This is a genomic window from Pseudomonas fluorescens, assembly GCF_019212185.1.
Classification (GTDB): Bacteria; Pseudomonadota; Gammaproteobacteria; order Pseudomonadales; family Pseudomonadaceae; genus Aquipseudomonas.
The window spans coordinates 2,947,034-2,971,901 of sequence record NZ_CP078138.1; the positions used below are offsets into that span (position 1 = coordinate 2,947,034).

Here is a 24,868-nt window from a genome sequence, read left to right on the forward strand (position 1 = left end):
CATGATGAACAAACAACTGACGGCGGCCGATGCGGTCGCTCAACTGCGCGATGGCATGACCATCGGTTTCGGTGGCTGGGGTCCGCGACGCAAGCCAATGGCGATCGTGCGCGAGATCCTCCGTTCACCGGTCAAGGACCTGACGGTCGTCGCCTACGGCGGCCCGGAAGTCGGCATGCTGTGCGCAGCCGGCAAGGTCAAGAAACTGGTGTTCGGCTTCGCCACTCTGGATGCGATTCCGCTGGAGCCCTACTACCGCAAGGCCCGCGAGGCCGGCGAGCTGGAGTTGCTGGAGCTCGACGAAGGCATGTTCCAGTGGGGCCTGCGCGCCGCAGGCATGCGCCTGCCGTTCCTGCCGACCCGCTGCGGCCTGGCCACTGACGTGACGCGCCTCAACCCGGAACTCAAGACCGTCCAGTCGCCTTACGCCGATGGGGAGGTATTGCTGGCAATGCCGGCGCTTAATCTCGACATGGCCTTCCTACATGTCAACGTCGCCGACCGCCTGGGCAACTGCCTGGTGACCGGACCGGACCCGTATTTCGATCACCTGTTCGCCCGCGCCGCCGATCAGTGCTTTGTCTCCTGCGAACAGATCGAAGAGCGTCTTGAGCTGACGGCCGAGCAGGCCCGTGGCAACACCTTCGAGCGCTACCTGGTCAGCGGCGTGGTGCATGCGCCCCTCGGCGCCCACCCGACCAGTTGCGCCCCGGACTATGGCTGGGACATCAAGCACCTGAAGGGCTATGTCGCCAGCAGCCAGGCCGAGAACGGCTGGCAAGACTACGTGCAGACCTACATCGCCGCCGGCGAGCAGGCCTACCAGGCACAGAACGGCGGTGCCGATTCCATGGGCGCCTTGCCCCTTCCCGTGTTCTGAGGATTCGCGATTATGTCTGCAACCTGTGATTTCACCCTCGCTGAATTGATGATTGTCGCCGCCTCCGAAGCCTGGCGCGGCAACGGTGAAGTGATCGCCTCCGGCCTCGGCGTGATCCCGCGCCTGGGCGCCAGCCTGGCCAAACTCACCCACAGCCCGGAACTGCTGATGACCGACAGCGAGGCGTTCCTGGTCGAAGAGCCGATCCCCCTCGGCCCGCGTGGCGACTTTGTGCCGCGTTACTCCGGCTACCTGTCCTTCGAGCGGGTCTTTGAGTGCGTGTGGGGCGGGCGTCGTCACGCGATGATCGGGCCGACCCAGATCGACCGCTGGGGCCAGACCAACCTGTCCTGCGTCGGCGACTATCAAAAGCCCAAGACTGCGATCCTCGGCGTGCGCGGCTTGCCCGGCAACAGCATCAACCACCGCAACTCGTTCTTCGTCCCCAGCCATAACAGCCGGGTGTTCGTCAGCGGCGAAGTGGACATGGTCTCCGGCGTCGGCTTCCGTGCCGAGCGTTGGCCACAGGGCGTGCGTCGCGACCTGATGGACATCCATTGGGTGGTCAGCGACCTCTGCGTCCTCGATTTCAACGGCCCGGAACGCGCGGTGCAAGTGCTGTCGTTGCACCCAGGTGTCAGCTTCGAACAGGTCCAGGACAACACCGGTTTCCCGTTGCTCAAGTCGGCGCAATTGGCTGAAACCGTGCATCCGACCGTGGAGCAACTGGCGCTGATCCGCCGCCTCGATCCCCACGACTACCGCGCCTCGGCGATCAAGGGCAACCCGCCCGGCATCCGCACGGCCTGAACCAGGGAGACGCCCATGTACAGCAGCGACAGTGAATTTATCGTCCGCGAGGACAAGGCCGTCTACGAGACGGACACCCCGGTGCTGTACAGCGTGGTCGAAGGCATCGCCACGCTGACGCTGAACCGGCCGACCTTCAATAACGCACAAAACTCGCAGATGACCTACGCCCTGGACGCCGCGTTGCGCCAGGCGGTGGACGACGACTGCGTCAAGGTCATCGTCCTGCGTGGCGCCGGCAAGCACTTCTCGGCGGGCCATGACATCGGCACCCCGGGGCGTGACATCGACAAGCCGTTCGAGCGTGCGCACCTGTGGTGGGACCACACCAACAAACCCGGTGGCGAGCAACTCTACGCCCGCGAGCAGGAGGTGTACCTGGGCATGTGCCGGCGCTGGCGGGAACTGCCCAAGCCGACCATCGCCATGGTGCACGGCGCCTGCGTGGCCGGTGGGTTGATGCTGGCCTGGGTCTGCGATTTGATCGTCGCCAGCGAGGACGCATTCTTCCAGGACCCGGTGGTGCGCATGGGCATTCCGGGGGTGGAGTATTTCGCCCATCCCTACGAAATGAACCCGCGCATCGCCAAGGAGTTCCTCTTCACCGGTGACCGCATGAGCGCCGCCCGGGCCCATGCGGTGGGCATGGTCAACCGCCTGGTGCCGCGTGAAGAACTGGAGCAGGCCACCTACGCTCTGGCCGCCGGCATTGCACGCCAGCCGCGCATGGGCCTGGCCCTGACCAAGCAGGCGATTAACCACGTCGAGGACCTGCAGGGCAAACGCACAGCCATGGATGCAGTGTTCGCCTGGCACCACTTTGCCCATGCCCATAACGAGCTGCTGTCCGGCGACAAACTGGGCGGCTTCGACGCCAAGGGCATGGCGCAGGCTAACAAGCAGGCCGAGGGCGAGCGTCAATGAACCGCTGGCTCGATACGCCGCTGACTGCCGCCCTCGGCTGCCGCTACCCGATTGTGCAGACCGCCATGGGTTGGGTCGCCGACGCCAACCTGGTGATCGCCACCACCGAGGCTGGGGGCTTTGGCTTCCTCGCCGGCGCGACCATCGCCAGCGACCAACTGGAAGGCGAGATCCGCAAGGTGATTGCCGCCACTGGCGGGAGTCATTTCGGCCTCAATTTCCATATGTTCCAGGACAACGCCGCACAGTGCGTTGACCTGGCGATCCAGTACCGCCTGCGGGCGGTGAGCTACGGCCGTGGCCCGGACAAACAGACCATCGCCCGTTTCAAGGCCGCCAAGGTGCTGTGCATCCCAACGGTCGGCGCGCTGAAACACGCGCTCAAGGCGGTGGAACTGGGCGCTGATCTGATCACCATCCAGGGCGGCGAGGGCGGGGGGCACACCGGCGGTGTACCGAGTTCGATCCTGCTGCCCCAGGTGCTGGCGGCGGTCAAGGTGCCAGTGATTGCCGCCGGTGGATTCGCCACTGGCCGTGGCCTGGCCTCGGTGCTGGCCGCTGGCGGCGCGGGGATCGCCATGGGCACAAGGTTCCTGATGACTCGCGAATCGCCGACCCCGGCCGCGACCCTTGAACGCTACCTCAAGGTCAACGATCCGCAGCAGGTGCGCGTGACCCTGGCGGTGGACGGTATGCGCCATCGGATGATCGAAAACCGCTTCATCAATCACCTCGAACGGGCCAGCGCCTTTGGCCGTTTGCGCATTGCCCTGGGCAGCGCCTGGTCGTGGAAACAGCAGACCGGCATGAGCCTGGGGCACATGGCGGCGGTGTTTATCCGCGCCTTGCGCGAAGACCCGGCGGCACTCTCCCAGGTGGTCATGGCCGCCAACCAGCCGGTGTTGCTGCAACGCTCGATGGTCGATGGCATACCGGACGAGGGCATTCTGCCCAGTGGTCAGGTAGCCGCCGCCATCGGCGAATTGCTCAGCTGCCGTGAAGTCATCGAAAGCATCGCCAGCGAGGCCCAGCAATGCCTCGACGCATTGCTCGCGCGCAGTCAGCCCGTTTCCTCGAATCCACCCGTCAGCATTGGAGCCTCCCTGTGAACCAGGCCTTTAGCACACAACTCAATCAGGGCATCGCTGAACTGGTGATCGCCAAACCTCCGGTCAATGCCCTCGACAGCCAGGAATGGCAAGCCCTGGCGCGGCAGATCGAAGCCCTCGGTGCCGACCCCGAAGTGCGGGTGATCGTGATTCGCGCCGAAGGTCGCGGCTTCTGCGCCGGCGTCGACATCAAGGAACTGGACAAGCACCCCGAGCGCATCGTCGAGGTCAACGCCGGTAATTACGCGACCTTCAAGGCCGTCCACCGTAACCCGGTGCCGGTGATTGTCGCGGTGCATGGCTTCGTCCTCGGTGGTGGCATCGGCATTACCGGGGCGGCGGACATCGTCGTTGCCTCCGAGTGCGCGACCTTCGCCCTGCCGGAAGTCGACCGTGGCGCCATGGGCGGCGGCGCGCATTTGCAGCGGCTGTTCCCGGTGCAGAAGGTCCGCTACCTGTTCTTCACCGGCGAGCAGATCGGCGCCCGCGAAGCCCTGCAATACGGCTTTATCGAGCGCATCGTCAGCAAGGAACAACTGCGGGAAACCGCCCTCGGCATCGCGGCGAAAATTGCCGCGAAAAGCCCGGGGATGATCCGCATCGCCAAGGAAGCCCTGAACGGCATCGAAGACGGCAACCTCGAGGACAAATACCGCTGGGAGCAGGGCTTCACCATGCAGGCCTATAGCAGCCCGGACTCTGCGGAAACGCGCCGGGCCTTCGTCGAAAAACGCGACGCCAAGTTCTGAGATAACGCCATGGACCTGACTTACACCCCCAAGCAAAACGCTTTTCGCGCCGAAGTCCGCGCCTGGCTGGCGGCCAATCTGCCGCGCGAGCCGCTGGCCAGCTACGACACCCGCGAAGGCTTTGAACAGCACCGCGCCTGGGAGGCCAAGCTGTTCGAGAGCCGCTGGTCGATGGTGATGTGGCCCGCCGATCTCGGCGGGCGCGGTTGCGACCTGATCGAGTGGCTGATTTTCGAGGAAGAGTATTACGGTGCCGGCGCGCCGATGCGCATCAACCAGAACGGCCAACTGTTGCTCGGCCCGACCCTGATGGAGTTCGGAACCGCCGAGCAGAAACGCCGTTTCCTGCCACGCATGGCCGCCAGTCTGGATATGTGGGCGCAAGGCTGGTCGGAGCCGAACGCCGGTTCCGACATGGCGGCGATCACCAGCAAGGCCGTGCTCGACGGCGAGCACTACGTGATTAACGGCCAGAAAACCTGGTCGACCCGGGCGATCTATGCCGACTGGCTGTTCGGCCTGTTCCGCAGCGAGCCGGGCTCCAGTCGGCACCACGGCCTGTCGTTCATCATGGTGCCGCTGGACGCGCCGGGCGTGAGCATCCGGCCGATCAAGGCGCTCAACGGCAAGGACGCCTTCGCCGAAGTGTTTTTCGACGACGTGCGCGTGCCGGTGGGCAATCGCATCGGCGCCGAAGGGCAGGGCTGGCATGTGGCGATGGCCACCGCCGGTTTCGAGCGCGGCCTGCTGCTGCGTTCGCCGGCACGCTTCCAGGCCACCGCACGCAAGTTGGTGGAGTTGTACAAGGCGCACCGTACCAGCGCCGACCGCGATCCGGGCTTGAGCGATGCCGTGCTGGAGACCTGGATGGGCGCCGAAAGCTATGCGCTGTCGGCCTATTACACGGTGGGGCGCTTGAGTCGCGGCGAGCAGATCGGCGCCGAATCGAGCATCAACAAGATCATCTGGTCCGAGCTGGACCTGAAGATGCATGAGACCGCCATGCGCATTCTTGGCGCCCGCGGCGAACTGGTGAACAAAGGCGCGCCGGCCGACGACGCCGCGGGTTGGTTGGAGGGCTTCCTGTTTGCCCAGTCCGGGCCGATCTACGCCGGCACCAACGAGATCCAGCGCAACATCATCGCCGAGCGCATGCTCGGCTTGCCGAAATAAGGAACCGCCATGGACTTCACTTTCAACGATGACCAGTTGGCGTTCCGCGAAGCCATCAGTCGTTTCCTGATGACCGAAGCGGCCCCGGAGATGCTCCGCGAGATCTGGGAAACCGATGTCGGCCGCTCTCGTGATCTACGGAACAAGATCGCCGAACAGGGCCTGACCGCGCTGTCGGTGCCCGAGGCCGAAGGCGGCTTGGGCATGGACGACCTGACCTGGGCGCTGATGACCCAGGAGCTGGGCTACTACGCGATTCCCGATTCACTGGCCGACACCGCTTACGTTGCCGCTGGCCTGCTCGCCGCATTGCCGAGTGAGCATCCGGCCCGTGCCGAACTGTTGCCGCGCATCGCCGACGGCAGCCTGCGCCTGGCCATCAGTCATCCGGTGAATGCGCTGGTCAGCGATGCGCAGTTGGCCGAAGTGCTGATCCTCACCGACGGCGATGACATTCACCTGGTGCCGCGCTCGCAAGTGGACGTGCAAAGCCACGTCAGCATCGATGCGTCACGGCGTCTGGGCCAGGTGTCCTGGACGCCGACGCCGGCCAGCTGCATTGCCAGTGGCGAGCAGGGCCGCGCATTGCAGGCGCGCTTGCTGGATCGAGGGGCGCTGTCGGTGGCCGGGCAGTTGCTCGGGCTGGCGCAACGCATGCTCGACCTGTCAGTGGACTACGTGGCCCAGCGCAAGCAGTTCGGCAAGCCGATCGGCAGCTTCCAGGCGGTCAAGCATCACCTGGCCGATGTTGCCCGCTACATCGAGCAGGCCAAGCCGGTGCTGTACCGCGCCGCCCATGCGCTGGCCCGTGGCGACGTAAATGCCGGCGCCTGGGTTTCGCAGGCACGGCTGGCGGCCAACGAAGCCAGCTGGATCGCTGCGCGCAAGGGCATCCAGGTGCACGGCGCGATGGGATACACCTGGGAAGTCGATCTGCAAATGTTCATGAAGCGCGCCTGGGCCCTCGATGCGTCCTGGGGCGACCGTGGTTTTCACAAGACCCGTGTCAGCGACTACCTGTTCGCCGATACCACCGGCCTGGGGCCGGGACATACTTTCGAGGAATGAGTCATGGCCCAACAAGCCTACATCGTTGATGCCCTGCGCAGCCCCACCGGCAAGCGCAAGGGCGCCCTGAGCGCGATCCACGCCATCGACCTTGGCGCCCATGTGCTCAAGGCGCTGGTGGAACGCAACACGATCCCGGCCGAGGATTACGACGACGTGATCTTCGGCTGCGTCGATACCATTGGTTCACAGGCCGGTGACATCGCTCGCACCAGTTGGCTGGCGGCCGGGTTGCCGCTGACCGTGCCCGGGACCACGGTGGATCGCCAGTGCGGCTCGTCGCAACAGGCCCTGCATTTTGCTGCGCAGGCGGTGATGAGCGGCACCCAGGACGTGGTCGCGGTGGGCGGGGTGCAGACCATGACCCAGATCCCGATTTCCTCGGCGATGCTCGCCGGTCAGCCGCTGGGCTTTGCCGATCCGTTCTCCGGCAGCGTTGGCTGGCGTGCACGCTTCGGTCAGCAACCGGTGAACCAGTTCTACGCCGCGCAACGGATTGCCGACCACTGGAACATCAGCCGCGAGCAGATGGAAGCCTTTGCCCTGCACAGCCACGAGCGCGCCTTGGCGGCCACCGCTAGCGGCCGCTTTGCCCGGGAAATCGTCAGTTGCCACGGCCTGACGATGGATGAGACGCCGCGTCAGAGCAGCCTGGCGAAGATGGCCGAGCTGCAACCGGTGGATCCGCAGTTCCCGTCGATCACGGCGGCGGTGTCGAGCCAGACCTGCGACGCCTCGGCGGCGTTGCTGGTGGTTTCCGAGGCGGCGCTCAAGCGCTACGACCTGACGCCGCGGGCACGGATCCATCAGTTGACGGTGCTGGGTGACGATCCGATCTGGCACCTCACGGCGCCGATTGCCGCAACCCGCAAGGCCCTGGCCAAGAGCGGCCTGAGCATGGCCGACATCGACCGGGTGGAAATCAACGAAGCCTTTGCGTCGGTGGTGATGGCCTGGGCCAAGGAGCTGGATTACGACCCGGCCCGCACCAACGTCAACGGTGGGGCGATTGCCCTCGGGCATCCGCTGGGGGCTACCGGTGCGCGTCTGATGACCACGCTGCTCAACGAGCTGGAATGCAGCGGCGGTCGCTATGGCCTGCAGACCATGTGCGAAGGCGGCGGCCAGGCCAACGTGACGATCATCGAGCGTTTGTAATTTTTTCCTTTCTGGTCGCCGTTTCCAAACGTACGGCCCATTCGTCTTCAAGGAGTCAATCATGTCCATTTGTGCAGACCGCACCGTGATCATCACCGGGGCCGGCGGCGGCCTCGGTCGCGCCTACGCCCTGGCTTTCGCCGCGCAAGGCGCCAATGTGGTGGTCAACGATATCCGCGCCGAAGCCGCCGAAGATGTGGCCGGCGAGATTCGCGCCGAGGGTGGCCAAGCCATCGCCAACAGTGACGACATCACTACCCTGGACACCGCGCAACGCATCGTCGATGCGGCCTTGGCGGCTTTCGGCGAAGTGCATGTGCTGATCAACAACGCCGGGGTGCTGCGCGATCGCATGTTCATCAGCCTCAGCGAAGAGGACTGGGACATGGTCATGCGCGTGCACCTCAAGGGGCATTACTGCCTGGCCAACATTCTTGGCCGCCGCTGGCGCGACCTGGCCAAGGCCGGCACGCCGGTGGATGCGCGGATCATCAACACCAGCTCCGGTGCCGGTTTGCAGGGCTCGGTGGGGCAGTCGAATTATTCGGCAGCCAAGGGTGGCATCGCGGCCTTGACCCTGGTACAGGCGGCAGAGCTGGCGCGTTACGGCGTCACCGCCAACGCCCTGGCCCCGGCAGCACGTACCTCGATGACCGAGAGCGCGATGCCGGATGTGGTGAAAAAGCCTGAAGACGGCAGCTTCGATGCCTGGGCCGCAGAGAACGTCGCGCCGCTGGTGGTGTGGCTGGGTAGTGCGGCGTCAGCCCATGTCAGCGGCCAGGTGTTTGAAAGCCAGGGCGGTCGGATCTCCCTGGGCGACGGCTGGCGCACTGGGGTCACCCGGGATAAGGGGGCGTTGTGGCAGGTTGACGAAATTGGCGAAGCGGTAAACGCCATCCTCGCCGAAGCACCGAAAGCGCAGCGGGTGTGGGGTAGCTGACGCAACACCGCATCATCTTCATCGCCACGGTGCGACGATTCGACAGGCTCGCTCCCTCAGATGTCGGAGGCGGTCACAGAATTTGCGATGTATCCGAAACTGTAGGAGCGAGCCTGCTCGCGATGAGGCCGGCACATCCAAAGAAAATGTCGAATCTGCCGCCGCCATCGCGAGCAGGCTCGCTCCTACAGGGGGCATTGGTTGAGCGCAAATTTTGTGACAGCCGCCTTGCAGCTTGCAGCTTGAATCTTCCCCCTGTTTCTACCCCATTTTGACGATGTGCCCCCACCACCCCTCGGGTTCAACTACCGCCATTGATTCCTTCGGAGGTAGACCCTGTGAGACAAGCCCCCCCTTATGTGCCCGGTCATCAGTTGCTGGCCGGCAAGTCGGTGTTGATTACGGCGGCGGCCGGTGCCGGGATTGGTTATTCGGCGGCGCGGCGCAGTGCCGAGGAGGGTTGCCGGGCGCTGATGATTTCCGATGTGCATCCGCGCCGTCTCGAAGAGGCGGTGGAGCGCCTGAAGGCCGAGACCGGGTTGCAGGCGATTTACGGCCAGTTGTGCAACGTCACGGTCGAAGACGAGGTGCAGGCCCTGGTAGCGGCCGCCGAACAAGCGTTGGGCGGGGTCGATGTATTGATCAATAACGCCGGCCTCGGTGGCCAGAAGCGCGTGGTCGAGATGAGCGACGAAGAATGGCAACGGGTACTGGATGTGACCCTCACCGGCACCTTTCGCATGACCCGCGCCATGCTCCCACACATGCAGCGCCGTGGCGCCGGGGCCATCGTCAACAACGCGTCGGTGCTCGGTTGGCGGGCGCAGAAGGAGCAGGCGCATTACGCCGCCGCCAAGGCCGGGGTGATGGCGCTGACCCGCTGCAGCGCCCTCGAAGCCGCCGAGTTCGGCGTACGCATCAACGCCGTGTCGCCGTCGATTGCCCTGCACGATTTCCTCAAGAAAGCCTCCAGCGAAGCACTGCTCGCCAGCCTCGCCGGACGCGAAGCCTTCGGCCGTGCCGCAGAAGTCTGGGAAGTCGCCAACGTGATGATGTTTTTGGCCAGCGACTACGCCTCCTACATGGTCGGCGAAGTGCTGTCCGTCAGTTCGCAGCAGGCATGAGGATCCGCCCATGACTCACGTTTTCAGTTCTGCCGAAGAGCTGCTCGGCGCCGAAGGCCTGGACCTCGGCCACACCGAATGGCTGACCATCGACCAGCAGCGCATCGACCTGTTCGCTGAAGCCACCAGCGACCACCAGTGGATTCACGTCGATCCGCTGCGCGCCGCCAGCGGCCCGTTTGGCGCCTGCATTGCCCACGGCTACCTGACCCAGTCCCTGGCCAACCTGTTCATGCCGCAACTGATGACCCTCGACAACATGGCCATGGGCGTCAACTACGGCAGCGACCGGGTGCGCTTCCCGGCGCCGGTCAAGGTCGATTCGCGGGTGCGCGGCAGCGGCCGGATCATCCGCGCCGAGCTGCTGGGCGATGCCGTGCAAGTGATCGTGCGCATGACCATGGAAGTCGAGGGCCAGGCCCGTCCTGGTTGCGTGATCGACACCATCAGCCGCTACACCTTCAACCCCAATTTCAAGTGAGCCCGTCATGGACCAGAATGAAGTCGTCATAGTCGCCACCGCCCGTACTGCGCTGGCCAAGTCGTTTCGCGGATCGTTCAACGACACCGAGGCCCCGGTGCTCGGCGGCCATGTGGTGCGCGCGGTGGTCGAGCGCGCCGGGATCGATCCGGCGGAAGTCGAGGACGTGATCATGGGCGCCGCCGTGCAGCAGGGCACCCAGGGCTACAACATCGGCCGGCTTTGCGCCTACACCGGCGGCTTGCCGGACAGCGTGCCGGGCATGGCCCTGGACCGCATGTGCGCCTCGGGCCTGATGAGCATTGGCGTCGCGGCCAAGAACATCATCAGCGGCGAGATGAACATCGCCATTGGTGGCGGCGTCGAATCACTGTCGCTGACCCAGAACAAGCACAAGAACAGCTACCGCTCGCAGTCCGAAGCGGTATTGCACGTGATGCCCAGCGCCTACATCCCGATGATCGAGACGGCCGAGATCGTCTCCCGCCGCTACGGCATCAGCCGCGCTGCCCAGGACGAATACTCCCTCCAGAGCCAGTTGCGCACCGCCGCCGCGCAACGCGATGGACTGTTCGATGAGGAGATCGTCCGTCTCAGCGTCGACAAGTTATTGTTCGCCGCCGACGGTCAGCCCAACGGTCATGAGCGCGTACAGGTCACCCGTGACGAGTGCAACCGGCCCAACACCCGCCTCGAAGACCTGGCCGCTTTGAAGCCGGTGTGGAAGGACGGCAAGTGGGTCAGCCAGGGCGAATTCGTCACCGCCGGCAACGCCTCGCAGTTTTCCGACGGCGCCGCCGCCAGCCTGCTGATGAGCCGTGCCGAGGCGCGCCGCCGTGGCCTGACACCGCTGGGCATCTACCGCGGCATTGCCGTCGGTGGTTGCGCGCCGGAAGAGATGGGCATTGGTCCGGTGATCGCCATTCCCAAGCTGCTCAAGCGCTTCGGCCTGGGCATTGCCGATATCGGTTTGTGGGAGATCAACGAGGCGTTCGCCAGCCAGGTCCTGCACTGCCGCGATGCCCTGCAGATCCCGGCCGAACGCCTCAACGTCAACGGCGGGGCGATTGCCATCGGGCATCCGTTCGGCATGTCCGGTGCGCGGATGGTCGGCCACGCCTTGCTCGAAGGGCGCCGGCGTGGCGTGCGCTACGTGGTGATCGCCATGTGCATCGGTGGCGGCATGGGCGCTGCCGGCCTGTTTGAACTGCCATAAGGCGTTGCGCTGGACATTCAATCCATGAGGGCCTGGCAGCCAGGCCCGCTGCTGGGGAAGGGTTATGCAAAGTTGTCTGGCCAATGCCGAGGTCCTCACGCAAATGGGCCTGGAGCTGGCGGAGTACGAGCGGATCATCGGCAACATCTACGATTCGGCAATGGATACCCGGCGCCTGGGCGACTCGTTGCGCCAGATCCGCGAACTGTTCAAGGCGAATTTCGTCACCCTGATCTTGCGGGTGCAGGACGAGCCATTGCTGTCGCCGATGATCGTTGCCGGCGATGTCGAGTCGGGGGAGGGTGGCATCAACCACTATGCCTACTACGCCAAATCCAGCCTGTTCGACGGCCTGCATACCGACACGGTGTTCACCGTCGACCAACTGATCAGCGACACCGAATGGCGGCGTTCGGCGTTTTACCTGCTGTACTGCGAACCCTATGACTGCTTTCACATGCTCGGCGCCGATATCCGCATGCCGGACGGCGGCACCGTGCGCTTTCGGATCAACCGCCCGGAAAGTCATCCACGCTTCGCCGACACTGAGCGGGCGATGTGCGCGATGCTCTTGCCGCACCTGCGCCGGGCCCTGCACATGCATGCCATGCTCGATCGCAGCGAGTCGCTGGGCAGCCTCTATTCACAAACCATCAATCGCCTGGCGGTGGCGACCATCGTCCTCGATGAAAACGGCACGGTGGTGCAACTTAATCCGGTGGCGCGAGAAATTCTCGACAGCCAGGACGGCCTGAAGATTGTCGGCGGGCGCCTGGAGGCGACGTACCCCAGCGACAATCGCGAGTTGTCGCGCCTGGTGCGCAACGCCTTCCAGCGTGCCCGGCAGGGTGCGGTCAAGGGCCTGCAGGTGGCCGAGGCGACTTCGATTTCCAGGCCTTCGGGGCAGGTCAACCTGGGAGTAGTGGTGGAGTTGATCCCGTCCCAGGAGCTGCTCGAAGGTCACGGCAAACCAACGGTGGTGGTGTACGTGCGCGACGCGGTGGGCAAGTCGCTGGTCAGCGCCGGACTGACCTCGCAGCTGTACAACCTGACCCCGGCCGAAACCGCGCTGGCCCTGGAATTGGCCAACGGCCTGTCGCTGGAGGAAGCCTCGGAGACCCTGAACATCCGCCGCAACACGGCCCGTGCACACCTGCGTTCGATCTTCTCCAAGACCGGCGTGCGGCGCCAGACCGAGCTGGTGCGGATCATGCTCAACAGCGTGGTGGCACTGGGCGCGCCGCAAGCTGCGGTGGCGCAAGGCTGAGGTGAAAATGCGTTAGTCCGTGCGGACGATGCTGCCGGGCTCCTGGCCTGTCGATACTGGGCAACCCATGTCGAACCGGAAAAAGGAGAACAACAATGATCGGCAGTTATCAGTCCCCGGGCCGGGCCCTGGCGCTACTTCTGGGATGCAGTCTCGCCGCTCCCGCTTTTGCCGCACCCGAGGACGTCGCGCGCCTGGGTCAGGACCTGACCTGCGTTGGCGCGGAAAAAGCCGGCAATGCCGACGGCAGCATCCCGGCGTTCAGCGGCAAATGGTTGGGCGTTCCGCCTCACGTCGACTTCAAGGGCACTGGCAATCACCCGGTGGACCCGTACCCGGAGGAAAAGCCGCTGTTCGTGATCACCGCGCAGAACATGGCGCAGTACGCCGAACAGTTGTCTGACGGCCAAAAAGCCCTGTTCAAGCTGTACCCGGCCACTTACAAAATGCCGGTCTATCCGAGTCACCGCGATTTCCGCTTCGCGGATTCGGTGTGCCAGGCCTCCCGCGAAAATGCCAAGGTGGCGCGGCTGGTGGATGACGGCGAAGGGGTGGTGGGCAAGACCGGCGGCACCGCGTTTCCGGTTCCGCGCAGCGGCCTGGAGTTGCTGAAAAATGCCTCGACCTTCACCCTGCGTGCCTGGACCGAGGAATACGTTTCCGACAACGCCTATGTGCTCAAGGACGGCAACATCAACTGGGGCCGCGTGCACTCGCGTAACCTGGCGCCGGGGCTGGAGCCGGGCAAGGTCGGCGAGACCACCGGCAACTCGTCGTTCTACCTCAACGAGACCCTGCTGCCGCAGCGGGACAAGGGCGAGATCAACACCGGTACCGAGTTCTGGAACGACAAGACCGAGCCGCGTCAGTCCTGGCGCTATGATCCGGGCACGCGTCGGGTTCGCCAGTCGCCGGGCTATGGCTTCGACATGTCGTTCCCGGGCAGCGGTGGTTCGCTCACCGTCGATGAGGTGCGGCTGTTCAACGGATCCGGGCAACGCTACGACTGGAAGATCGTCGGCAAGCGCGAGATGTTCATCCCCTACAACACCTATCGCCTACACGCGGCCAACCTCAAGTACGCCGATCTGCTGACCCCCGGCCACATCAATCCGGATGCGCTGCGTTTCGAGCGGCATCGGGTCTGGGAGCTGGAAGGCACCCTCAAGCCGGGTTATCGCCACCTCTACGGCAAGCGCAAGTTGTACATCGACGAAGACACCTGGTTCCCGATGCTCGCCGACAACTACGACAACCGTGGCGAACTGTGGCGCACTTCGATGCTGAATTTCTTTTATGCCTATGAAACCCAGCGTCCGCAGGCCGGCGTCGGCTTGTACTACGACCTCAACGCCGGCAGCTACCTGGCGTTCAACCTGATCAACGAGCAGCGCAACGGCTACCAATTGAACAAGCCAGGTTTCAGTCCCAAGGACTTCGGTCCTGAAGCGGCGCGGCGTTTCGGCCAGTAAAGCCGGGGCAGGGCGCCCGCTCACAGGCAGGGCGCCCGTTGCGAGTGGCTCGCGTTTGACCTAGTCCAATTGAACGATGTCGCCCTTGCGCGGCTGCTCAATCATGTTTGCCATGGGATCACCCTGATTTTCATAGGGGTACTGCACGCCCCGACGTCTGCAATCGAGGAAACAATAACAATGACCAAACTCGCTGAACTGAACATCGAGACCGCGCAGCGTACCCACCGTTACGCGCGCGGCTGGCACTGCCTGGGCAACGCTGCCGACTACCGTGACGGCAAGCCCCACACCCTGGAAGTCTTCGGCACCCGCCTGGTGGCGTTTGCCGACAGCCAGGGCAACATCAGCGTGCTCGATGCCTATTGCCCGCACATGGGCGCCGACCTGTCCCAGGGCACCATCGAGAATGATCGCCTGGTGTGCCCGTTCCACCACTGGAAGTACGATGGCGGCGGCAAGTGCGTGGAGATTCCCTACTGCAAGCGCATTCCGCCCAAGGCCAAGACCCGCAGCTGGTTGACCTGCGAGGAAAACAACCTGCTGTTCGTCTGGAACAACCCGGAAGGCCGTCCGCCGAAAGAAGGCGTGATCATTCCGCACCTGCCGGAGATGGATGATCCGGACTGGATTCACGACTGGAACATCGACACCATGCACATCGAAACCAACCCCCGCGAGTTGGTCGACAACCTGGTGGACGCCCAGCACTTCGGCCCGGTCCACGGCACGCCGACCAAGTATTTCGCCAACGTCTTCGAAGGCCACATCGGCCACCAGATCTTCCACGGCGACTCCGAGCGCCTCGGTGGCGACCTGATCGCGCCGTCGGCCTACTACGGCCCGGCCACTCACTTCACCCACATCAGCTCGATGTTCGGCGACGTGCGCATCCACGCGATCCTGCTCAACAGCCACGCGCCGGTGACGCCCAACAGCTTCGACCTGCGCTTCGGTTGCATGGTCAAGCGCATTCCGGGCTGGACCGAAGAGCAGAATCAGGAAGTAGCGCGGGCTTACGTCCAGGGCAACCGCGATTCGTTCTACCAGGACGTGGTGATCTGGAAGCACAAGATCCGCATCGACAAGCCGGTACTGGCCGAGACCGACGGCCCGGTCTATCAACTGCGTGAGTGGTACGAGCAGTTCTTCACCGACGAGGACCAGGTGCCGGCGAGCATGGCCGAGCGTCGCGAATTCATCACCGTCGACGAACGCTGAGCGCTGAAGGAAAACCCCGGTAGGCAGCAATCACTGCCTGCCGGGGGCTCGATGGAAAGGCGCCGCTGGCCTGTCATACAAGAGAGCACTGACAATGAAAACAAGAAATCATGTTGCTTATTCTGTTCCGTTGACGATTCTGCTTCTGATCCTGCTCGCCGCCCTGCTGGCGCCGCCCGAGCCGACCAACATTCGGTTGTGCAAGCAATACAGTCAGTGCGTGGTGGCGATTCCGAGTTTCAGTGGGTGGCCGGGGTTGCGTTGAGAACTGCGGTCATTTACGACCTGCCACGAATATTGTGGGAGCGAGCCTGTCGAATCGTCGCACCGTCGCGAAGGCGGTGTGTCAGACGATTGATAGTTGTCTGAACCGGCCTCTTCGCGACGGTGCGACGATTCGACAGGCTCGCTCCCACAGGAAAAATTGCAATCATTAGCTGTACCCACGACCACACATCCGCTAATTTTCGCGCCTGCAACGGGCCACTAGACTTGAGAGGGGGGATGAAATCAACGCACCTGAATCAGGAGATCTGTGATGAACAGAAAATCTTGGCTGGCGTTGGTGGTGATCGCAGGGACTCTTTCAGGTTGTGCGAGTCGTTCTGAAATTGTCGATGTACCCCTCGAGGCTACCGCGCAAAATCCCGAGCATATCGCTCGCGCCACCCTCAGTCCGGTGGGCAATCAAACCAGCATCCAGCTGACCCTCGGCGGCGTGCCGCACGACCTGGCGCTGCCCAGTCGTATCGACACCGCCCTTTACGCCGGCAATTGCCAGCACCTCGCCGCGCAACCGGTCTACCGCACCCGGCACGTCAACAACGTCGATTACCCCTCGATGGCCCCGCGTACGCGCTACTGGGCCCAGGCTCCGGTGGCGCTTACCGAACTGGCCAAGGGTGACTATGCCTTGCTGGTGCGCAGCAGCCCGGCCGATGGTAGCCGGCCACTGTTCTGCGGCAACATCAGCGCCGGTTAGCCGCGCATCGAACTGTGGCCTGCGCATCTTCCGCCAGGCCATGGTGAGGACCGCTCACTCAACATTTTGACCCGCCCCCCACCGCGCCACCCAGCCAATAAAACCCGCCACCGACCATCACAAACAGCACCAGCATCACAAAGATGCTATGCGCCGGCTGCGTCGCCAACAGCAGTCCGCACAACACCGGCCCCAGCGCCGCGCCGAGGTTGCCGAGGTTTTGTGCGGCGTAGTACATGCCGCGCAGGTGGTTGGGGGCGATGTTGTCGATGAACATGTATTCGGCGGGGAACACGATGATTTCGCCGAGGGTGAACACCGCCATGGCGATCACCCAGATCAGCAGGCTGTCGGCCAGGGCGAAGCCGATCAGGCCGAGGATGAACAGACTTAGGCCCGCCGCCAGCCACAGGTTCAGGTGACGCTGGCTGATGCGCCGGCCGATGCTGTATTGCAGGCAGATCACCAGCGTCGCATTGGTGGCGACGATGCTGCTGATCACGCGGTAGGTGTTTTCCGGCGTGGTGGTGGTCACCAGGTACTGCGAGAGCCAGGCGGTGAATTGGCCGAACACCACGGCGCACAGCAGTCCGCCGAGGGTGAAGCAGACCAGCCGCTGGTCGCGCAACAGCAGTCTGCCCACCGCCAGGAACGGCGCCGGCTGCGGGTCGAGGTTGCTCAGGCCGCGCTCGCCCCAGCGCCAATAGGCCAGGGTAAACCCGGCGGACAACCCGGCGGACAACACGAACGGCAGGCTGATATCCAGCTGCGCCAGCCCGGCACCGAGAAACGGGCCGACCGCATAGCCAATGTTGGTCAGGGTGTACTTGATGGAAAATGCTTCGCTGCGCTCAGCCACCGGCAGCAGGTTGCCAAAGCCGGATTTGACCGCGATGTCGATCACCGCATAGGCCAGGTTGATCGCCACCAGGCACAGGTAGAACAGCCACAGGTCGCCGGCGAGAAAGGTGCCGAGAAAGCCGGTGGCATAGAGGCCGCTGAAAGTCAGGATCAGCCAGAAGTTGGCCAGTTTGTCCAACAGGAAACCGCCGTACAGGCTCAACAGCGAGCCGATGATCAGCGTGCTGCCGACCACCAGACCGATCTCGGCAACGTTCAGGCCGAAACGGCTGGACAGGTAAATCACCAGATAGGGCAGGGTGATCGCCCGGGCGAGGGTCAGTACGCTGGTGGCCGTCAGCAGCAGGTTCACCGCCCGGGGATAGTGTTTCAGCGTCGCGAGCATCCGTGCCTCATGGGTGCAGGTTGATGGCGTTCAAGCTTACTGCTGAATCAGCTTCTGATTTATGATGATTTTTACTCCGTAAATTGAACTGAGTTCATCAATGTCGATGTTTGCTTCCGAACGCCTGAAAGGGATTGATGTGTTCGTCTGCGTCACGCAAGCGGGCAGTTTCAAGGCGGCTGCCGAGAAAATGCACCTGACCGGCTCGGCCATCAGTAAAAGTATTGCGCGTCTGGAAAGCCGGCTGGGGACGCGGCTGTTCGAGCGCACTACCCGCCGTCTGGCGCTGACTGATGCCGGCACTGCTTTCTATCGCACTTGCACCGGGGTACTGGCCGATCTGGAGGAAGCCGAGCTGGCACTGCAGGCTGAAGTCAGCGAGCCCTGCGGCCGGGTGCGCATCGACCTGCCGGGGGCATTCGGTCGGGCGCGGGTGCTGCCGATCCTCCTGCGCTGGCTCGAGGAGCATCCCGGGTTGATCCCGCACATCACCTTTTCCGATGGTTTTATCGAGCCGTTCCAGGAGGGGGTGGATGTGCAGGTGCGCATTGGTGGCGTCGACACCTGGCCGGACACGGTCGGCCAACGACTCTTGGGCCGCGAGTGGCATGTGTTGTGTGCGGCGCCTGGCTATCTGGCCCGGCGAGGCACGCCGCTGACCGAGCGCGATCTCGATGATCACCAATGCATCGCCTATGGCTGGGTCGACGGCACGGTTAGCCCCTGGACCTTTGCCGGCGACTCCACGGGAACAACCCTGCGCCGCCACGTGCCGGCGCGTCTGGTGGTGGGCAATGGCGAAGGCTTGCTGATGGCCGCTCTGGCCGGCAGCGGCATCGCCCAGCTACCCTCGTGGCTGATCCAGCAGCAGTTGGCCGACGGTACATTGGTCGAAGTTTTGCCGCACTTGGCCAGCGAGGGCCTGCCGATCCATCTGGCGTGGCTCAAGAGTCGCCAGGCCTTGCCCAGGGTCAGTGCCTTGCTGCAGGTGCTGGCGGCTGAGCTGACCGCACGATGACCTTTCAACCCAGCGCTCAAAGGAGCTACCCGTGACATCAGGACACTGTCTGTGCACATCCGTGGGCTTTTCCCTCAAGGTCCAGCCACGTTTTTTCTATCGCTGCCATTGCAGCCTGTGCCGCCTGCAGACCGGAGTCGGGCATAACCTCGCGACCCTGGTCAGGGCCGAGGATTTTCACTGGGTGCAGGGGCATGAGTTGATTCGCAGCTGGCAAAAGCCCAGTGGCTACCGCAACGACTTCTGCGGCCAATGCGGCTCGACCGTGCCCAATCCGCTGCGCGAATCGCCTTATGTCTGGGTCCCCCTGGGTTTGCTCGACAGTGCGCTGGAAATGCGCTGCGTCGGCGACTTCTGCAGCGCCGACGCCATGCCCTGGGACGACCATCGTTCGGCCCACTGCTTTGACGCGGCGACGCCGTCGCTGGCGTTTTTGCTCGACAGGTTGCAGGTCAATCAGGGGGAAATTGCGCTGGAGCAACAGGATGCGGACTAAAATGGAGGATAACCCTCGCTGTATAACGCCTATACCTTAATGGCACCGATTTCCGGTGCCTGAGTCACGGGAGAACAGCTCATGTCCATGTTCCGGATTTCGACCTTGATGGCGGCGATTGTGATGATGCTCGCCTCCCAGCTGGCCTGGGCCACCGAGCAAGGCCAGCAACGGCGCGCCGCGCGTGATGTACGCCAGGAGACCCGTCAGGACGCGCGCCAGACCAAACACGACTGCCGCGCCGCCGACCAGAAAAACAACCCGCAATGCCGTCAGGACAAACGCCAGACCAAACAGCAGGGGCGGGAGCAGGCGCGGGATATCAAGTATTGAGGGGTAGAAAACACAACACAGGCTCAGCGCCGGTGTTGTGCATTGAACACTGAGCGAGCTCGCTCGCGAAGAACCGGAGGCCACCGCGTTGAATCAGGCAGAACGCGTTATCGTTGACGTTTTGCGCTGCGCTGCGGCGGCCCGACAAGCCAGCTCCTACAGGGTATTTAGCCTGCTTTAGAACCGATACTTGGCCGACGCCGTGAAGCTCCGTGGTGCGCCGTAGGTCAGGGCGCCGTAGGCGTCGAAGACGTCGAAGTACTTCTGGTCGGTGACGTTGTCGGCGTTGAGCTGGGCCGAGAGGTTGTCGGTGATTTCGTAGCGGGCCATCAGGTTGACCAGGGCGTAGGCGTCCTGCTGGATCTTCTCCTGGTTGCCGGCCGGGTTGGTGGCGTAGGTGTAGATCGAATCCTGCCAGTTGACACCGCCGCCGATGGTCAGCTTGTTAAGCGCGCCGGGCAGGCGGTAGGTGGTGAAGGTGCGCAGCAACTTGGTCGGGTACAGGGTGTTGACGTTGTTGCCCTTGGCATCTTCGGCGGTGAACTGGGTGTAGCCCACCGAGGCATTCCAGTCGGTCGCCAGTTCGCCCGAGACTTCCAGCTCGAAGCCCTTGCTGGTGGCGCCTTCGCTGGCTTCATAGGCATAACCGCCGACCGGATTGTTCGGGTCGATCAGCACGCCGGTGCTCTGCCCGAGGTTGTCCTGCTTGATCTGGAACACCGCCGCCGAGGCGTTCAGGCGACCATCAAAGTACTCTCCCTTGAGACCGATCTCCGTGCTTTCGCCGACGATCGGATCGAGCATCTGGCCGCTGCTGTCGCGCACCGACTGCGGCAGGAAAATCTCGGTGTAGCTGGCGTAGGCCGAGAGGTTGTCGGTGAGGTCGTAGACCACGCCGGCGTAGGGCGTCAGCTCATGGTCGACGTCGATCTTGCTGACGTCCGAGTAGATGTCATCGCTGGTTTTTTCGTACCAGCTCTCGCGGGCGCCGAGGATCACTTTCAAGTCGTCGGTGACGTTCAGGCGGGTCGCCGCGTACAGGCCTTTCTGCCGGGTTTCACTGTAGCCGTACTCGCTGCGTGGGGCCCAGGTCGGTTCCGCGAAGTCGCCGTTGTAGGCGTCGAAATTGGCCACGCCACCGAAGCCGGATTGCGCGACGTGGGTGTCGGCGTCGAACTTCTGCTTGCTGTCGACGTAACCGAAGGCCAGTTCGTGCTCGCGACCGAGGAAAGAGAACGGGCCGTTGAAGCGGATGGCGTAGTCGTCCTGGGTGGTCTCGGTCATGTAGCGCGCCGGGAACGAGTCCATGCCCGAACTGCCGTTGCGGCCCGGATTGCCCGACAGGTACAACAACGCGGAATCACTGCTGCGCTCACCTCGGTTGTAGCTGAGGTTGACCTGCCAATCGTTGGCGAAGGTGTGGTCGAGGTTGACGAAGTAGGTGTCGTAGGTGGTGTCCCACTTGCTCCATTTCGCCGAGGTGGTCTTGGAACGGCTCCAGTTGGTGCGGCCGCCGTCGGCGTACCAGACCGGCAGGCCGCCCCACATCGGCGAATCGGCGTTGCTTTCCTGGTGACTCAGGCCGAACCACAGGGTGGTGTCGGGCGTCAGGTCGATGTCCATGGTGCCGTACAGGGTCTGGCGCTTGGTCGAGTTCATGTCGATCCAGGTGTCGCCTTCGTTGCTCTCGGCCACCACGCGCCCGCGAATCGTGCCTTCCGGGTTCAAGGCCGAAGACACATCGCCTTCCACACCATAGGTGTCCCAGGTGCCGCCGCTCAGTTCCAGCGAACCCTCGAGTTCAGCGCTGCTGGCGCGCTTGCGCACCATGTTCAGCGACGCCGAAGGGTCGCCGGCACCGGTCATCAGGCCGTTGGCGCCGCGCACCACTTCAACGCGGTCGTACATCGCCAGGCTGCTGAAGATTTCGCCGCCGCTCCAGGGTTGTTCGTAGATGGTCGGCACGCCGTCGATCATCAGCGAGTTGAGTTCGAAACCCCGGGCGTTGAACTGCGCGCGGCTGGTCTCGTAGCGGTTGACGGAGACCCCGGTGGCGTTGTTGACCACATCGAGGATGGTCTTCAGGTCCTGGTCCTGGATGCGTTGCTGGGTGACGACGCTGACCGACTGCGGGGTTTCGCGCAGGGACATGCTCAACGGCGTGGCGGTGCGGGCGGCTTCGGTGGTGTAGGAGTGGCTGTCCTCGGTGACCGCATTGCGTTCACGTGCGGCTGTCTCCGTGACAGCGATAGGGGCCAGGGTCACAGAGCTTCCAGTCTCTGTCTGTTCCGCCGCCTGCGCGAAAGGCGCAGTGCAAACGATGCCGGCTGCCAGCATGTGGATGGCGAGCGCCAGCGGGCGCATGGTCAGGGGCGAGTGCGGCAATTCGGCGGAGTGTGAACGCGAGAGCATTGGAAGGGACATTCGGACTCACATTATAGGATGGTGTTATTTGAGAATAACTATCATACGCAAATGTAAGTAAATGCTTAAAGCGCTTTATGCGCATTTGAGAATAAATATCACATGTTTCGTTCCAGCAGCACTCGCGACGGCGTACGGGACGCCGCCACGAGCGGATTGCTCAGCCTTGAATGAACGCCAGCAGGTCGGCGTTGATCAACTCGGCATGGGTGGTCGGCATGCCGTGGGGCAGGCCTGGGTAGGGCTTGAAGGTGGGGTGCTTGAGCAGTTTGACGGACAGTGGCGCGGAGTCGGCGAACGGCACGATCTGGTCGTCCTCGCCATGCATCACCAGGGTCGGCACCTCGATGGCCTTGAGGTCCTCGGTGAAGTCGGTCTCGGAGAACGCCTTGATGCAGTCGTAGTGGGCCTTGGCGCCGCCCATCATGCCCTGGCGCCACCAATTGTTGATCGCACCTTGCGAGACCTCGGCCCCGGGGCGATTGAAACCGTAGAACGGCCCGGTCGGCACATCCAGGTAGAACTGCGCACGACCCGCTACCAGCGCTGCGCGGAAGCCGTCGAACACCTCAAGCGGCAGGCCGCCGGGGTTGCTTGCCGATTGCACCATGATCGGCGGTACCGCGCTGATCAGCACCGCCTTGGCCACCCGTCCCGGCTTGGCCCGGGCGGTGTAGCGCGCGACCTCGCCACCGCCGGTGGAGTGGCCGACGTGGATCGCGCCCTTGAGGTCGAGGGCGTCGGTCAGGGCGATGACGTCAGCGGCGTAGGTGTCCATCTCGTTGCCTTGCCAGGTCTGGGTCGAGCGCCCGTGACCGCGCCGGTCGTGGGCAATTACCCGGTAGCCCCTGAGCAGGAAGAACATCATCTGCGCGTCCCAGTCGTCGGCGCTCAGCGGCCAGCCGTGGTGGAACACGATGGGTGTGGCGTCTTTCTGGCCCCAATCCTTGTAGAAAATCTGCGTGCCGTCCTGGGTGGTGATGAAGGTCATGGCGGTGATTCCTTGTGGGCGGGTGTGGGTTGGCCGCCGGCTGTTGCAGCCGACGGGCGCTGACGCGAACCGATTCCTCAGGAGCATGGGCAAAGTGGGTACGTGGGTCGCCGTGGGGCAGGCGACCGGAAGCGGGCGCCTGAAAAGGTTAGTCGCTGGTGGGTGGATGTCACGCCACCCGCGACTTTGGTCTATACCCCCGGGCAGCCGGCACTGCGCAGTGCCTGTAGCAAGGTCGCGGCATCCAGCTCCGGTACGCTGTGGCCGTTGCCTTCGACCGTATCCGCTGCCAGGAACAGCTCGCTGATGTGGTCGTTGTTGACCATCCGCAGCTGATCAGTGGTGGGCGGGCCTTTGCGCGCGTAGGCGGCGGGCGGCCTCTGGTTCTTCGCTGGCAAGCCAACGGCTACAGGTCCGGGGCGTTCATGATCAGGCCGCCGGCAGCAGCACGGCCTTGCGCACATGATTGACCGTCAACCCCAGCCCGCCACCCACCAGCAAGATCGCCGCCATCACGTACATCGCCGCCTGGGTGTTACCGGTCATCTGGGTCAACCAGCCGACGACGATGGTGCTGAAGAACCCGGCGACGTTGCCCAGGGTGTTGATCAACGCCACCCCGGCGGCCGCTGCGGCGCCACTGACCACTGCCGCCGGCAAGCCCCAGAATACCGGCAGGCTGCTGATCATCGCCGCCGTACCGACGATCAAACCGAGCATGCCCAGCACCAGGTTGTCGCCAAACAGCGTGCCAAAGGCCACGCCCAGGGCGCCGATGGTCGCGCAGATTGCCAGGTGCCAACGGTATTCGCCACGGCGATCAGAGCTGCGACTCACCAGCACCATGCTCACTGCAGCGGCGGCATAGGGCAGGGCGCTGAGCACGCCGATGGCCCAGGGTTGTTGCACGCCGCTGTTGCGGATGATGGTCGGCAGCCAGAAGCTGATCACGTATTGCCCCAGCACCAGGCAGAAATACACCGCGCCCAGCAGCCAGATTTGCGGGTTGAGCAGGCCGTCGCGCAGGTGGTGGCTTTGCTTGGTGGCGGCCTCGCGGTCGATAGCGGCCTGCATGCCCTGACGTTCCTCGGGCGTCAGCCAGTGGGCGTCGGCGATGCGGTCACGCAACAGGAAGAACACCGCCGCCGCCAGTCCGACGGCGGGCAGGCCTTCGATGACGAACAGCCACTGCCAGCCGGCATAGCCCTGGACGCCATCGAGGTGCTGCAGGATCAGCCCGGAAATCAACGAGCCGAACAGGCTGGAAATCGGCAGGGCCATGATGAACAGGGCAGTCATCACACCCCGGCGCTGGCTGGGAAACCAGGTGGTGAGGTAGAAGATGATCCCGGGAAAGAAACCGGCCTCGGCGATGCCGATCAGCAGCCGCAGTACGTAGAAGGTCATTGGCGTTTCGATGAACATCATCGCCGCCGACAGCAGGCCCCAGGTCACCATGATCCGGGCGATCCAGCGTCGGGCGCCGAAGCGGTGCAGGGCGATGTTGCTGGGGATCTCGAACAGCAGGTAGCCGATGAAGAAGATTCCGGCGCCGAGGCCGTACACCGCTTCGCTGAACTTCAGGTCGTCGAGCATTTGCAGTTTGGCGAAGCCGACGTTGACCCGGTCCAGGTAAGCCACCAGGTAACACAGCACCAGCAGCGGAATGATCCGCCAGGCGGTCTTGCGGTAGGCTGATTCGAGCGCGGCGTCGGGCAGGGTGCCCGGGGGCGTGGCAGTCTGTTGCATGGCAAGCCTCATTATTGTTGTTGTCGAAGCAATGGCT

General features: G+C 63.8%; 24 protein-coding genes and 1 pseudogene. 20 read left to right on the top strand and 5 right to left on the bottom strand.

Features of this window, described 5'->3' with window-relative positions; all coding sequences use genetic code 11:
• Positions 1-4: 4 nt before the first annotated feature.
• From KW062_RS13310 to KW062_RS13390, 17 genes are all read left to right on the top strand, one after another.
• Positions 5-880 (top strand): CoA transferase subunit A, encoded by an 876-nt coding sequence (locus KW062_RS13310; protein ID WP_105756032.1) that lies wholly within the window; start codon positions 5-7, stop codon positions 878-880.
• Positions 881-892: 12 nt separating this feature from the next.
• Entirely contained in the window at positions 893-1,690 is a 798-nt protein-coding gene (locus KW062_RS13315; RefSeq protein ID WP_105756031.1) for a CoA-transferase subunit beta, read from the top strand.
• A 15-nt stretch (positions 1,691-1,705) separates the two neighbouring features.
• The gene (locus tag KW062_RS13320) at positions 1,706-2,614 is read left to right on the top strand and encodes an enoyl-CoA hydratase (protein ID WP_105756030.1); all 909 of its coding nucleotides are present in this window, start codon (positions 1,706-1,708) and stop codon (positions 2,612-2,614) included.
• Positions 2,611-3,723 carry an NAD(P)H-dependent flavin oxidoreductase gene (locus tag KW062_RS13325; protein ID WP_105756029.1) on the top strand — a complete coding sequence of 371 codons (1,113 nt, stop codon included), beginning with the start codon at positions 2,611-2,613 and terminating at the stop codon, positions 3,721-3,723. Before KW062_RS13320 ends, KW062_RS13325 begins: the two co-directional genes overlap by 4 nt.
• The gene (locus KW062_RS13330; RefSeq protein ID WP_105756028.1) at positions 3,720-4,472 is read left to right on the top strand and encodes an enoyl-CoA hydratase family protein; all 753 of its coding nucleotides are present in this window, start codon (positions 3,720-3,722) and stop codon (positions 4,470-4,472) included. The genes KW062_RS13325 and KW062_RS13330 overlap by 4 nt, the downstream gene beginning before the upstream one ends.
• Positions 4,473-4,481: 9 nt before the next feature.
• Positions 4,482-5,645, top strand: coding sequence for an acyl-CoA dehydrogenase family protein (locus KW062_RS13335; RefSeq protein WP_105756027.1), 1,164 nt, complete (start codon positions 4,482-4,484; stop codon positions 5,643-5,645).
• Between the two features lie 9 nt (positions 5,646-5,654).
• A complete protein-coding gene (locus KW062_RS13340) occupies positions 5,655-6,713 on the top strand; it encodes an acyl-CoA dehydrogenase family protein (RefSeq protein ID WP_105756026.1) in 1,059 nt (352 codons plus the stop codon).
• A 3-nt stretch (positions 6,714-6,716) separates the two neighbouring features.
• Entirely contained in the window at positions 6,717-7,871 is a 1,155-nt protein-coding gene (locus tag KW062_RS13345; protein ID WP_105756025.1) for an acetyl-CoA C-acetyltransferase, read from the top strand.
• Positions 7,872-7,932: 61 nt separating this feature from the next.
• The gene (locus KW062_RS13350; RefSeq protein WP_105756024.1) at positions 7,933-8,811 is read left to right on the top strand and encodes an SDR family oxidoreductase; all 879 of its coding nucleotides are present in this window, start codon (positions 7,933-7,935) and stop codon (positions 8,809-8,811) included.
• 338 nt (positions 8,812-9,149) lie between these two features.
• Positions 9,150-9,935 (top strand): SDR family oxidoreductase, encoded by a 786-nt coding sequence (locus KW062_RS13355; protein ID WP_105756023.1) that lies wholly within the window; start codon positions 9,150-9,152, stop codon positions 9,933-9,935.
• 10 nt (positions 9,936-9,945) lie between these two features.
• A complete protein-coding gene (locus KW062_RS13360; RefSeq protein ID WP_105756022.1) occupies positions 9,946-10,416 on the top strand; it encodes a MaoC family dehydratase in 471 nt (156 codons plus the stop codon).
• A gap of 7 nt (positions 10,417-10,423) precedes the next feature.
• Entirely contained in the window at positions 10,424-11,632 is a 1,209-nt protein-coding gene (locus KW062_RS13365) for an acetyl-CoA C-acyltransferase (protein WP_105756021.1), read from the top strand.
• Positions 11,633-11,696: 64 nt separating this feature from the next.
• Positions 11,697-12,899, top strand: a complete 1,203-nt coding sequence (locus KW062_RS13370) for a helix-turn-helix transcriptional regulator (RefSeq protein WP_105756020.1) — start codon at positions 11,697-11,699, stop codon at positions 12,897-12,899.
• Positions 12,900-12,994: 95 nt separating this feature from the next.
• Entirely contained in the window at positions 12,995-14,371 is a 1,377-nt protein-coding gene (locus tag KW062_RS13375; protein WP_105756019.1) for a DUF1329 domain-containing protein, read from the top strand.
• A 180-nt stretch (positions 14,372-14,551) separates the two neighbouring features.
• Positions 14,552-15,592, top strand: a complete 1,041-nt coding sequence (locus KW062_RS13380; RefSeq protein ID WP_105756018.1) for a Rieske 2Fe-2S domain-containing protein — start codon at positions 14,552-14,554, stop codon at positions 15,590-15,592.
• Between the two features lie 94 nt (positions 15,593-15,686).
• Entirely contained in the window at positions 15,687-15,857 is a 171-nt protein-coding gene (locus tag KW062_RS13385; protein ID WP_218424845.1) for a hypothetical protein, read from the top strand.
• A gap of 273 nt (positions 15,858-16,130) precedes the next feature.
• Positions 16,131-16,574, top strand: a complete 444-nt coding sequence (locus tag KW062_RS13390; protein WP_105755773.1) for a hypothetical protein — start codon at positions 16,131-16,133, stop codon at positions 16,572-16,574.
• A 58-nt stretch (positions 16,575-16,632) separates the two neighbouring features.
• Here KW062_RS13390 and KW062_RS13395 read toward each other — a convergent pair whose 3' ends face one another.
• The gene (locus KW062_RS13395) at positions 16,633-17,820 is read right to left on the bottom strand and encodes an MFS transporter (protein WP_105755772.1); all 1,188 of its coding nucleotides are present in this window, start codon (positions 17,818-17,820) and stop codon (positions 16,633-16,635) included.
• Positions 17,821-17,926: 106 nt separating this feature from the next.
• On the opposite strand from KW062_RS13395, the gene KW062_RS13400 reads away from it, so the two are divergent.
• The 3 genes from KW062_RS13400 to KW062_RS13410 all read left to right on the top strand — a co-directional run bounded on the left by KW062_RS13400 (position 17,927) and on the right by KW062_RS13410 (position 19,667).
• Complete coding sequence (locus tag KW062_RS13400) at positions 17,927-18,838, top strand: LysR family transcriptional regulator (protein ID WP_105755775.1); 912 nt, start codon at positions 17,927-17,929, stop codon at positions 18,836-18,838.
• 31 nt (positions 18,839-18,869) lie between these two features.
• A complete protein-coding gene (locus KW062_RS13405) occupies positions 18,870-19,334 on the top strand; it encodes a GFA family protein (RefSeq protein ID WP_105755771.1) in 465 nt (154 codons plus the stop codon).
• A gap of 81 nt (positions 19,335-19,415) precedes the next feature.
• On the top strand, positions 19,416-19,667 hold the full coding sequence (locus KW062_RS13410) for a hypothetical protein (protein ID WP_105755770.1): 252 nt from the start codon (positions 19,416-19,418) through the stop codon (positions 19,665-19,667).
• Positions 19,668-19,844: 177 nt separating this feature from the next.
• Here KW062_RS13410 and KW062_RS13415 read toward each other — a convergent pair whose 3' ends face one another.
• From KW062_RS13415 to KW062_RS13430, 4 genes and pseudogenes are all read right to left on the bottom strand, one after another.
• Positions 19,845-22,091, bottom strand: coding sequence for a TonB-dependent siderophore receptor (locus KW062_RS13415; protein ID WP_105755769.1), 2,247 nt, complete (start codon positions 22,089-22,091; stop codon positions 19,845-19,847).
• Positions 22,092-22,251: 160 nt separating this feature from the next.
• A complete protein-coding gene (locus KW062_RS13420) occupies positions 22,252-23,082 on the bottom strand; it encodes an alpha/beta fold hydrolase (RefSeq protein ID WP_105755768.1) in 831 nt (276 codons plus the stop codon).
• A 191-nt stretch (positions 23,083-23,273) separates the two neighbouring features.
• Positions 23,274-23,513, bottom strand: a pseudogene (locus KW062_RS13425) (P1 family peptidase); the annotation flags it as partial.
• On the bottom strand, positions 23,512-24,831 hold the full coding sequence (locus KW062_RS13430; RefSeq protein WP_027618410.1) for an MFS transporter: 1,320 nt from the start codon (positions 24,829-24,831) through the stop codon (positions 23,512-23,514). The gene KW062_RS13430 and the pseudogene KW062_RS13425, both read right to left, overlap by 2 nt.
• Between the last annotated feature and the right edge of the window lie 37 nt (positions 24,832-24,868).